11 protein-coding genes are annotated in these 10,579 nt (G+C 54.3%); 3 read left to right on the top strand and 8 right to left on the bottom strand.

Annotation, left to right across the window (positions count from 1 at the left end):
- The first annotated feature begins 187 nt into the window (after nucleotides 1-187).
- A complete protein-coding gene (locus DBV39_RS02325) occupies nucleotides 188-1,978 on the top strand; it encodes an asparagine synthase-related protein (RefSeq protein WP_108620183.1) in 1,791 nt (596 codons plus the stop codon).
- 105 nt (nucleotides 1,979-2,083) lie between these two features.
- On the opposite strand, the gene DBV39_RS02320 is transcribed toward DBV39_RS02325, so the two are convergent.
- Both DBV39_RS02320 and DBV39_RS02315 read right to left on the bottom strand, forming a co-directional pair.
- Entirely contained in the window at nucleotides 2,084-2,503 is a 420-nt protein-coding gene (locus DBV39_RS02320) for a GFA family protein (protein WP_108620182.1), read from the bottom strand.
- A gap of 98 nt (nucleotides 2,504-2,601) precedes the next feature.
- Entirely contained in the window at nucleotides 2,602-3,423 is an 822-nt protein-coding gene (locus DBV39_RS02315) for a sulfurtransferase (RefSeq protein WP_108620181.1), read from the bottom strand.
- A 1,393-nt stretch (nucleotides 3,424-4,816) separates the two neighbouring features.
- On the opposite strand from DBV39_RS02315, the gene DBV39_RS02305 reads away from it, so the two are divergent.
- Nucleotides 4,817-5,389 carry a trimeric intracellular cation channel family protein gene (locus DBV39_RS02305; protein WP_265416052.1) on the top strand — a complete coding sequence of 191 codons (573 nt, stop codon included), beginning with the start codon at nucleotides 4,817-4,819 and terminating at the stop codon, nucleotides 5,387-5,389.
- Here DBV39_RS02305 and DBV39_RS20535 read toward each other — a convergent pair.
- From DBV39_RS20535 to DBV39_RS02290, 3 genes are all read right to left on the bottom strand, one after another.
- Nucleotides 5,368-5,583, bottom strand: a complete 216-nt coding sequence (locus tag DBV39_RS20535; protein WP_227870886.1) for a nucleotidyltransferase domain-containing protein — start codon at nucleotides 5,581-5,583, stop codon at nucleotides 5,368-5,370. The two genes, DBV39_RS02305 and DBV39_RS20535, sit on opposite strands and share 22 nt — an antisense overlap.
- Before the next feature lie 63 nt (nucleotides 5,584-5,646).
- On the bottom strand, nucleotides 5,647-5,883 hold the full coding sequence (locus DBV39_RS20530) for a nucleotidyltransferase substrate binding protein (RefSeq protein ID WP_407669218.1): 237 nt from the start codon (nucleotides 5,881-5,883) through the stop codon (nucleotides 5,647-5,649).
- 374 nt (nucleotides 5,884-6,257) lie between these two features.
- Nucleotides 6,258-6,497, bottom strand: coding sequence for a putative hemolysin (locus DBV39_RS02290; RefSeq protein ID WP_108620177.1), 240 nt, complete (start codon nucleotides 6,495-6,497; stop codon nucleotides 6,258-6,260).
- Between the two features lie 677 nt (nucleotides 6,498-7,174).
- On the opposite strand from DBV39_RS02290, the gene DBV39_RS02285 reads away from it, so the two are divergent.
- A complete protein-coding gene (locus tag DBV39_RS02285) occupies nucleotides 7,175-7,528 on the top strand; it encodes a transposase (protein ID WP_227870772.1) in 354 nt (117 codons plus the stop codon).
- Nucleotides 7,529-7,658: 130 nt separating this feature from the next.
- Here DBV39_RS02285 and DBV39_RS02280 read toward each other — a convergent pair whose 3' ends face one another.
- Genes DBV39_RS02280 through DBV39_RS02270 form a run of 3 tightly spaced genes read right to left on the bottom strand, consistent with a single transcriptional unit; the run spans nucleotide 7,659 to nucleotide 10,192 of the window.
- A complete protein-coding gene (locus DBV39_RS02280) occupies nucleotides 7,659-8,369 on the bottom strand; it encodes an RNA ligase family protein (RefSeq protein WP_108620176.1) in 711 nt (236 codons plus the stop codon).
- Between the two features lie 12 nt (nucleotides 8,370-8,381).
- Complete coding sequence (locus DBV39_RS02275) at nucleotides 8,382-8,909, bottom strand: hypothetical protein (RefSeq protein WP_108620175.1); 528 nt, start codon at nucleotides 8,907-8,909, stop codon at nucleotides 8,382-8,384.
- Nucleotides 8,906-10,192, bottom strand: a complete 1,287-nt coding sequence (locus DBV39_RS02270; RefSeq protein WP_108620174.1) for an AAA family ATPase — start codon at nucleotides 10,190-10,192, stop codon at nucleotides 8,906-8,908. Before DBV39_RS02270 ends, DBV39_RS02275 begins: the two co-directional genes overlap by 4 nt.
- Nucleotides 10,193-10,579: the final 387 nt, after the last annotated feature.

Below are 10,579 nucleotides of genomic sequence, written 5' to 3'. Positions count from 1 at the left end.
AGCAACCCATTTGTGAAGATTTGTGACGACTAGTAAAGCAAGTCTGACACTGCCAGACTGTTGCACAGGTTTTAATAGAGTTCGTGAGAAAACGAACGCGCAGTTCCGGCTAGTCGGACTGCAGGGCTGCCGAATATTTCATTCGCTGGTCATTTCCCTGGAATCTTTTTATGTCCTGATCATAAGCATGATCGATCAACCGCTTGATATACCTGTCAGTAACGCTCACTGCACCACGTTGAAGTGGCGTGCAGGGATCGTGTTCATCGAAGGAATCATTCAGCGCGTACAAGGTGACACCGGACAAAAGGCACTAGAGAACCTGATATCCATGCTGGATGCGAGTGGCCCTGCAGCCCTGGCTGACGTTCAGGGTGATTTTGTGGCGCTGGTCAGATCGGAGGGCGCGATCCATGCATTCAAGAGCTTCACCTCCCAGTTTCAACTGTTCTATCGGCCGAAGGACCGTCTTGTCTCAAATCGTCTCTACCCTCTGTGGGACTCAGACTCTGAATGGAACCCTGCTTACTTCGCGCGCCACTGCTTCATCGTGCCTGGCTACCAGTTCATGTCTGCCGAGTCGCCCATCGCGGGGGTGAATCGTGTCTTGCCGGGAGAACTTGTGACGTTTACGCGCTCTGGCATCGAACACCAGACGTATGTTCAACGTCAGTATCGCTACAAGCTCGATACGACACAGACGCGAGAACAGGAAGCACCGGGGATTCTGGCGTTACTGCGAGATGCCATCGCCACCCGGTTGCAGGCACGCCCTGATGCCGACATCTGCGTCGAGATTTCTGGTGGACTGGACTCTTCATTTGTTGCCTGTCTGCTGGGAGAACAACGCAAGAACGTAAACGCTTGCCCGGAAGGGACTCGGGCGATACGCGGTGTGATGTTCTCGCAGCCCGACATTCCCTCTCACGCCATCAGTGAACGGTACGCACGTGAGGTGGCTGATCGCTACGGCATTGATCTGATCATCGTTGCACCCGATGCGCTGCCTTGGGACAGCGTGCACGTCCAGCACTATTCAGATGAACCCAGTGACTTCTTCTGGTATGGGGACCTTTTTTCGAGAGCGGTAGCCGAACTGGCCGATCCAGGATCCTACGTCTTTACGGGATTTGGTGCAGATCAATTGTTTCTGCGTTCGCCAGCGTTTCTACCCTACCTGCTTGGGCGAGGCGAGTTTGCCGCCTGGTACAAGACATTACCGCATGTCAGCAAATTGCTCGCGCGCGGGCAGATCAATCTGACCTGGCAGTGTCTCTTGTCCCAAATGCCGGCTTCCTGGCACCGGACGTTGTGCAACAGCCGTCTGTTCGCCCGGTCGAGTCTCTGGGACGTGAGTGATGTCAATATGGACCGGATGCTGACCAACGAGGTTCCATGGCTCAAGTCCAGGCAAAGCCTCGCGGCATTAACCGAACAGCGTCGTCAGCAAGAGGCACAGCTTGTGGGAGTTGACGGCATCATCTGTGATGACTGGGGATATTTTTCTGCGCCACGCACGGTTTGCCAGTCGCACTTCGATCATAAAGGGCTGGTCGACGCATCACCATTCTGTGACCTTGCGCTCATGGATCATATGTACAACCATGTGAGTGCACATCTGGTGCATGACTTCGAAAGCCCCTACAAATCGCTTCTGAGAGAAGCCCAGAAGGGCATCGTTCCTGAAACGTTGCGCCACCGTAAAAGTGACACCTTCGTTTTCAATTCCTTTCAGCTGCGTTACATCGAACAATCCAGAGAACGATTCGAGGCTTTGATCGAGAGCGCCAATGCGGACTGGATTGACATCGCCGGTGCGCATCAGGCGCTCGAACAAGTGACATTCGGCATGGCCACCAGCTCCACCCGATCGGTGGTGGCTTTGCTTGGCTACCTGCAGTGGCAGGAGACATTCAGACAGAAAGCGCCACGCCTGAAGTCACAACCTGAGGCGACATGCCATATGGCGCAGATCTGACGGCGTGTGAGAATCTCAGCCAGACGAGTCTGAGCGGTAGCCAGTGCGCCTGAAACTTTTCCCTTATTTTGCAGGAACTTGCTCAGAGACTACCTTTGACGGACACTAGGGTGACCAGGCCTTGAAAACATCTTCGCCTGTCATCTCGCGGGTTCTCTGGATGAACGCATAGTTTGCGGGTTTCTCGTCCACAAAGACCTGTAACTCGAATGGCCAGTGTTCTGCCTCTTCGAACAGCCCCGCCGGCAGCGCGTAGAACTCGCCTTGCTTGAGGCGATAGAAAAGATGCGTGCCACACGTACCGCAAAACCCGCGTTCAGCCCAGTCGGATGACGAGTAAGTCCGCACATTCTCCGCCCCCTCCATTTGAGGTGCCTGGTGCGACTCTAGCGTCAAGAATGGGCCACCACTCCAGCGCCTGCAGATTCGGCAATGACAAGCACTCATGGTGGGATTGTCATGCTTTAACCTGATCGAGACGCCACCGCAAAGGCATTGTCCTTGAAGCAGCTTTCCGTCTTTCATATCAGCCTCCTGGAATCTGTTAAATCCCCACACTGCATTTCACCACAGGATGCGTTATGTGCAGCCGGCCACTTGATGCAACCGCACGGCGCGACACATCAGTCCGTCGGCAATTCCACCTCAATTGGCAAATCGTGATGAGCCGACCACTCGTGCATCGACCCAATGAAATTACGAACCCTGGCGTAACCGGCGTACCGGAATGCGAAGTACGCGTTCGCAGACCTGGCTCCGCGATGGCAATACGGGACCAGCTCATTCTGATCTGTGATGCCTTTCGATGCAAGTAACTGTCGAATGGACTCGGCTGATTTGTAGCGTCCATTTTGCAGAAAGGAGGTCCATTCAAGCCAGACAGCACCAGGTACGTGACCACGTCTGTCGCAACACACAGTGTTGTCGAGTCCACGATACTCGTCGCTATCCCGAACATCAATGAGTTTGCGACTTCCCTTGTCTAGTGACTGGCTGATTTCGTTCGCAGTGATCACGAGCTCTGGATTGATGGTGGGCTCGAACTTTGACGGTACCGCTTTCACCTCACGGTGCTCGACATCACCACCCATCGCCCGCCAGGCATCAAGGCCACCATGAAGCATACGGACGTTGCGGTGACCGAGCCACTCGAGAATCCACATTTCCCGTGCGGCACGCATGCCAGTGGCATCTTCGTACACAACGACCGGTGTGTCGTGGGTGACGCCTATTGCCGCGTATCGGCTTGACACATCCATTGCAAACGCATGCAATCCGGCCTGGCTCGAATCGGGAATAAAACAGCCGTAAGTAGACAGGAACACAGCGCCCGGTATATGGCCTGCCTGATAGGCTTGTGGCGTTCTGGCATCAATGACCAGAGCACCCCTGGGGTCGTAATTGGCAAGCAGTTCATCGGCTTCAATCAGAAATTCAGCTGTCATGGTGTGGGGGTCCAGATCTCTTGTTCAGGGGTACTTCTTATCATAATGGACGGTTGAAGTGCGACGGTTCTTAGCAAGGCAAACAAGGACGTCTGCCCGTGTGTTAGCCAAACGTCCTGAGCTTTCTGTCACGTCCTGACCTCCCGGCAAGATCCCACGCTGGCAATGCATTATGTTTGAATCCCCCGCTCAACTGGCCAGGAACTTTCAATCAGACCGACAGGACAAGAACAAGCAGAGGTACAGATGGGCTGACAGAAGGACTCATCCAGCGTCTGGACATCGAACTCACCGGACTCCTCGAAAACCACAAACTTCTGCAGGCCATCTCGAGATTTTCGAGCGTGTTGGTGCAGATTTATTCGGCTGGAACGAACCGTGAACATCTTAGAGAGAAAGAGAGAGAGAGAGTGAGAGAGAGTTCGACACTTCTTTTCAGGCTCTTTTCACCAAGCCTCCATCCGCAACAGTGGTTGGTGTAATCCTGTCGGCGAGATATCCGACGCACGCCAGCTGACCGGCAGCACGGTGATCGGGACCATCTGCTTTGAGCAATCGACCCTGTCCCTCCTCGCAGTGTCTCGCAGTATCCCGTAAGGGTACCGACGCGCAGGTGGTGGGCGCAAAACTGGGCAGACGAACCAGCGAATGCGCGGGACAGACTGGCAGTCTAATACTACTGACCACGCCACGGAGCATGGACGCAGGAGGTTTGCAGCCAGGTATCGAATCCACGAAGGACAACTATCCGGATTCCGGAGGAGGTGCAGACGATTACGCAGCCACGACCCATTCGATGATATTTGCCGGCAACATACAGCTTGCTCAAGGAGCTGTCCTCTGCATTTTCTGGAGAGGATATGGATCTTAAATCAATAATTTGCCCGGGATGGCGACCATTGAGAAAAACGATGCAAGTGACCGGGGTCGAGGTAGCGCAGCCAGAAGTGAGAAAGACCTGGAGAAGTGATGCCAACTGGTAACTGGTGTGTGGACTGGGTATAACGAGTCCACAGTGCGGCTTGTGCTTGATTCGTACTGTCGTCCCCATCGTCATCAAACTCGTCCTGGTTTCGGGTAGGTCAGGCTCAGAATCATTTGATAATGAGGCACAAACTGGTGCGACAATCCACGCATCCTGGTTACAAGTGCAGTGCAGACGGTGTGACAATGTAAACAAGCATACAAGTCACGCACAGTGTGGACGCGTATGATCGGTTCGCAGGCGCAGCCTCTCACAACTATTCAGACGGCTTAGGCCGCACAGACTGACCTGCGTACCACTCTCAGGAACGCCCGAGAAACACTACAAGCAACCAAGAAAATGACTGGACCTTACGAAACCACCGCCTTGCTGCACGCACTTTTTCTGATTGCAATCGTGGTTGAAGCCATGACCGCAGCACTGGTCGCCGGCCGTCGTGAAATGGACTGGGTCGGCGTCTGCCTTCTGGGTTGTGTGACTGCGCTGGGTGGGGGTTCGATGCGCGATGTGCTATTGGGTAATCACCCACTGACCTGGGTCGCCCATCCCTACTACCTGCTCTTGACCGGTGGAGCTGCATTGCTGACCATTGCCGGCGCCCGCTATATGCACAAGTTGCGCAATGTATTTCTGGTGCTGGATGCGGTGGGTCTGGTGGTCTTCACGGTCATCGGGTGCAATGTGGCGTTAAGCCTGGAGTTGCCGTTTGTGGTAGTGATCGCTTCTGGCATGATCACGGGATGTGTCGGCGGTGTACTGCGTGATTTGTTGTGCAACACCATTCCGTTACTGTTTCGAGCCGAACTCTACGCAACCGTATCTATCCTGACCGGCATTCTCTATGTGGGAGGTCTGCACCTGGATCTGAATCACGATGTGGTGATGGCATCTGCCATGGCGGTCGGACTCAGTCTTCGACTGCTGGCCATTCGCTTCAAGTGGGGGATGCCCAAGTTCATTTACAGCGGCAACATGGATTGACGCCGGAGATCGACCATATAGGGAAGCATCAGATCATCAAGTTCCATACTGATCGTATTAAGTGTCTGCGGGTCAATGCTGAACTTAAGAGTTAGATCAATGTCCGAGCCTTTCCGGAATCGCCCCATCGACCTTGATGCATACAGGACTGCCTCTTCGACAGCAGGATATTTTCGGAGGATTTCACAAATCACAGCCCCCTGATCCGGTCTCAATCCATCGGGTTCAATCGTAAATCGAGAACTCGCAGACCTCACTCACCCCCCCATCAAGGACTCCAGCTTTGATTCCAGTACTTTGAACAACGGATGATAATGCGTCAAAATGAAGGCCACGATCGCGTCTGCAGTCGCCTGATTATATGTATCTGAAGTGCGGTTCCTGGTGACGATCATGTTCATCCATTGCTCGCCATCAGAAATGAGCCCAACCGCGAACGCTTGTCGGTTCGCGTCACGCGGACCCATCAAAGGCTGAATGCCCTGGAACTGCAAATAGTCTTTAAGACAGTTCCACGCAAGCTCATGGGTGTACTCAAACGCTTGTATCAGTCATTGCTTTTCCAGGTCCGAGTAAGGCCGCACTTTCCCGAGATCAACCGCATCAGACAGACTCACGAGGGCTCGTTTGTAGTTCGAAAACCGTTGTCGCCAGCGCAAATCTTCGTTCACTTTTGCTTTGCACTTGAAAACATGACCTAAACCCTGCAACTGAAGCAAAGGGACTCAACGCCCCAGATCACTAGCTCCCTCAACAATCAAGCCCGCTGCTCCTGGATGGCAGCTTAACGTTGACCCTGTACACAGGCAAGCGACCTTCGAATCAGCATCACTGCAGAAGCTGTACACCGAAGTGCTGGGTACAGAATTTAGCCTGGATGATTACGACGGTAAAACTCCCATTCATCAACCCGGGTGCCATCCGATAGCACGCATGTGCTCACATCGCCTTGCGGACTCTCCCTGATGTCTATTGTCCCGCCTCGTTCGACGCAATACACAGATGCAGGATTGGGCAACTGGACGGCCAGTAGCGGATCAGGTCCCGAGATTGTGCAACCACTGATCACAAATGAAGCAAAGGGGATGGCTAACCAGATTCCTTTCATATTGGCTCCTTGTCCGACTGACCAAGAGTGTACTGCCGGAAAACAATGAGCATTCCAGTCGATCGTGACCACTTTCGAATCATCGGTTGGTTCATGCGCGTGAGAACTGTTATCGGCAGACGTGATGCCGACCTTAATTCTGTGATCAGGAATCAGGACCGGTCAGGTGTGATTAAATGGGTTTGCCTGACGTTCTGAGCCACGGCAGAAATAGCTTTTCCCGTTTACAAGTTGCCTTTCTCTGACATAGCGTGGGGGATATAGACTATGGAACACGAACTGACTGCCCGGCTCTGCGTCAAGAACCGATTAGAACCTTTGCGTTGCCAGAAGGCAGATCAAACACTGGGCTTATTTCGATCCAGGCAGAGCTCATGCCAGAATCAAGGCGTGCGGGCACGTTCCGGTGTTTCGGATGGTGGGTCGTTCAGGGTGATGGAGTACATGATGGAACCCTTTCTTTGACGGATGCTTGTACTGGGGTTTGTGATGCCAGAAGTGATGCCCTGGGCGGTGCTCAGTGTGACGCCTCGTCTGTGTAGCTGCTTAAATATACAGTATTTATAGCAAGAGTGTCACCCGCTGGGCAATCTGCAGATCATGTCTGGGTACCCGTGGCTGGATTCGTCCATGATCGCATCTGAAACATTGATGAAAGAGGACAGACCAGGACAAGGATGATTCAAACGGAACAGTTGCGTGATGACCGAATACTCGGCAAGCCCCGTCCAGGTCAGGATCAGAAATCAGCGCAAAGCTGGTCAGCGCTGAGGACGATGCTGGAATACAGGTGCCATCAGGCTGGTATCGTCTTCGAGGCAGTCAGCGAAAGCGACACGATCCAGACTTGTTCATGCTGCGGGCGCATTCCCGCCAGCAGTCTGAAAGATAGAGCAGGTTTGCGAATAAGAGAATGGGTTTGCAGCGAATGTGCAACGGCACACGACCGGGACATCAACGTGGCCAAGAACATTCTCGCAGCGGGACATCGCCGTCTTGCAGAAGGAATCGCCTTCTCCTCCGGGCGGTGAGGATGTCAACGTGAACCGTACGCAACCGGAGGGATATGAACCGAAGCGGGCACGACGCGACCGAGTTCGGTTCCCCGGGCGATCAAGGCGCCGAGCAAGCAGACTGGAGGCCTGCGTTTGAGGATGAATGTCATGGATCGTGCGAGGGATTTAACCCCAGCCGATTCCACTCCAGTCTGCGGCGGCTCCAGTGCTCCACGATCGTTTGCGTGAAATCCGGACGCACCAGCTTGACCCTGGCTTCACACCAGTCTGCGCTTTCCTGACGAATAACAATTCCTTCCAGTTTTCCGGCCCGATACTGACTATCTACATTGTCAAGCATGGCTTTCAGATCGTCCAGGGAGAACCGGCCGTGAAACAAGGTTGGCACCGTCGCCAGACCACATTGTGCGGCCAGTGCATTGCGCCTGGCGCTACTCCAGAAGCGTTGGCTGGTCCGCTCATAGACGTCAAATAACAGGAACCAGTCGGGTAGTGCTGTGTAATCAAGCGAATGCCGTGCAGCACACCATTCGCCAAACAATATCAGGCCCGCATCGGCATGAAGCTCCAGCGCAGCGTGGACATCACCGCCGTGTACAGCCAGCCATTCGGGCAGGCGAGCAAACTGACCGGCATGCGGCTCATGCAGATACTGTCCACGGTTTTGCGCGCGAATCGTTCCATCCGGAGCCAGAGAAAATCCCAGATTGGCGCCGTCAATTTTTTCTTCAACGAATACATCACTGACCAGAAAAGTATCGGCTTGATCCGGCGAGAGCACCTTGTCTTCACGCGGGGTGCCTTTGGCCAGCCATGCGATGTGTGTCGTGCCAGGAAATCGAAAAAAATCACTCATGTCTTGTGTCGCTTATCGTTTCAGCTTTTCAGCATGTTTTTGTCTTGACCATTTCTCAATGATAGGCTCAAGCAGCACCTGGTGCTGAGCCAAAGCGTCTTCCCAGTCGTGCCAGTCCGTATCACCGGCAAACGCCACGCAACCTTCACCAAATATGAGATGTGAGGAAAGGGCTGCGGCCACCATTTTCCGGTCAGCGCCATCATGGATGACTGGCGACAGAGACTCCGGCAGCAAGGCACTGCCGTCTGCATCGTATTCAACCGGAACGTTATCGACTGCGGCCGTACTCCATTTGTGCATGACAACTTGCATGCCGTAATCGTTGAAACCGAGCTTGCGACGGTACTCGTCGAAGATTTTGAGTTCGGTGTCCAGGACCAGTCGGGAGTCACTTTGCTCAAATTGATTGAGCCACTCCCACACTTTCATCCGCAGCGCAGGGTCATCCGGTGTCGCGTCATTGTCTCTGGGGTGGGTCGGATCGGCGGCACTCGCGGCAATCAGAACGTTGGTGTCCACCACATAGCGTGCCTTCATGAGCGGGCGCCTTTCTGGCGCTCGAGCATCAGACGGGCCTGTTCCCGGGTTTCTCCCATTGCGTCCCCAAAGAAACCGTCTGGCCAGTTCCTGAGACGACCAAACTCATCAATCTCCAGTTCGCGCAATTGTGCAGACTGGCCGTGATGTTCGACAAAATACATCGCAGCCTGATCGGTGGAAACCTCTTGCCTGGCGATCAATGTCTGCATCCGCCGGAAAAGGTGCTCCGAATGCGTTTCGACGATGAACTGCACATTGCGCTCCTGACTGACCGTGACAAACAACTCAGCAAGGACTGACTGTGCCAGTGGATGCAGGTGTACCTCCGGTTCTTCCAGCACAATCGTACTGCCGGGTGGCGCGAAGTATGCAACAACCAGAACGGGCAGCACAAGTGGTACGCCAATACCCACATCACTCAGGTTGCTTGTTACACCATTGCGGTGCACGATGAGTTCATAGCGACTGGATCGCCCTTGCTGGCGGACCTCCAGTCGGTCGGCTACCTGCATCCGTTTCAACCAGTGCGAGACGCCTTGAATAATGTCGCTCTGCTCATGGCCTTTGAGTAAGGCACTGGCCAGTAATGCATCCATGGCGCTGCGACCGTCCACACCTACTTCTCCCGGTCTGCTTTTGTTCCAGGTGTAGTCACGCTCAGGCTTACTGCGCAGCGGGCCGAGATAGCAGATGCCTTCGAGCTCGCGCCGGATGGCCAGGCTCAAGTCCTCCACCACGGCACCGTCCTGATTCAGATCGGCAATCGCCGCAGCTGAGAACGCAATCGAGCGTTCAGGTGTGTACTCACGGCCTTTCAGGCGCGGACGCGACGCCTGGTCAACCACGATGGAATACGCCCCCTTGTCACGGCGGATCGCCGAAAAAGTTCTATTGGCCGTTCGGAGGATCAATGCTTGTGTCGCGACGCCGCCCGAAGCCGTTTTGACATAGGTGCTGTCGAACTGGCCTTCAGTAATCCGGTCATTGCCTGGGCGTTCAAAGTCAAATGCAATCGAGAACTGCCGCTCACCTTGCACACTCTGGTGCAACACATCGTCAAACCCGCCAAAGTGAAACAGATCGTTGGCCTCGTCACCGCCCAGATTCAAATGGACAGTGCGGTCGGGGGACAGGACGGTCTGTTTGAGCAGTAGCAGGCTCTGGATCAGAGTCGACTTGCCCGAGGAGTTTGTACCGAGGAGCATGGTGACAGGCTTTAAGCGCACGTCTTCGGTATCAACCCAGGCTTTGAAGTTTTTCAGGCGAACTCGAGTAAACATCAGCGCGTATTTCCTTTGTTTGCAATGGTTCCAGCGATGGCAGTGACTGCCTTTTGGCATCACGCTCACGTGGATGTTCTTGCGTATCTTGGATTGATCTGCTGATTATCGCAAATGGCGATAGCCAAGGTCTGACCACGGTGCGAGGGGCGAGCTCTGGCGACATCTCTTGGTGCCGCTTGTTCGCAATCCAGCCGGTATGCAGGTCGATAAACCATAGTCGCTTTTCCGCTTCAGACCATTCGGCTTCTCCAGACGCGCCATGCTCACCGCTCCAGGGGCCCGATCATCGATCGGCTGTCCCACACGGCTGAGAGTGCCGGCGGCAAGCTCGTGGCATTGAACACCCACCGCCTGGCGATGCGTCAATATGATCAGGTATCGGAC

The sequence above is a fragment of the Orrella marina genome (genome assembly GCF_003058465.1).
GTDB lineage: Bacteria > Pseudomonadota > Gammaproteobacteria > Burkholderiales > Burkholderiaceae_B > Algicoccus > Algicoccus marinus.
The sequence above is the reverse complement of the archived record's forward strand: the minus strand, read 5'-3'. Positions and strand labels throughout refer to the sequence as shown.

What these genes read in the sequence shown, in the direction of transcription:
- DBV39_RS02325 (WP_108620183.1), top strand. Translation starts at nt 188, where the DNA reads ATGATCGATCAACCGCTTGATATACCTGTCAGTAACGCTCACTGCACC.
- DBV39_RS02320 (WP_108620182.1), bottom strand. Translation starts at nt 2,503, where the DNA reads ATGAAAGACGGAAAGCTGCTTCAAGGACAATGCCTTTGCGGTGGCGTC.
- DBV39_RS02315 (WP_108620181.1), bottom strand. Translation starts at nt 3,423, where the DNA reads ATGACAGCTGAATTTCTGATTGAAGCCGATGAACTGCTTGCCAATTAC.
- DBV39_RS02305 (WP_265416052.1), top strand. Translation starts at nt 4,817, where the DNA reads ATGACCGCAGCACTGGTCGCCGGCCGTCGTGAAATGGACTGGGTCGGC.
- DBV39_RS02290 (WP_108620177.1), bottom strand. Translation starts at nt 6,497, where the DNA reads ATGAAAGGAATCTGGTTAGCCATCCCCTTTGCTTCATTTGTGATCAGT.
- DBV39_RS02285 (WP_227870772.1), top strand. Translation starts at nt 7,175, where the DNA reads ATGATTCAAACGGAACAGTTGCGTGATGACCGAATACTCGGCAAGCCC.
- DBV39_RS02280 (WP_108620176.1), bottom strand. Translation starts at nt 8,369, where the DNA reads ATGAGTGATTTTTTTCGATTTCCTGGCACGACACACATCGCATGGCTG.
- DBV39_RS02275 (WP_108620175.1), bottom strand. Translation starts at nt 8,909, where the DNA reads ATGAAGGCACGCTATGTGGTGGACACCAACGTTCTGATTGCCGCGAGT.
- DBV39_RS02270 (WP_108620174.1), bottom strand. Translation starts at nt 10,192, where the DNA reads ATGTTTACTCGAGTTCGCCTGAAAAACTTCAAAGCCTGGGTTGATACC.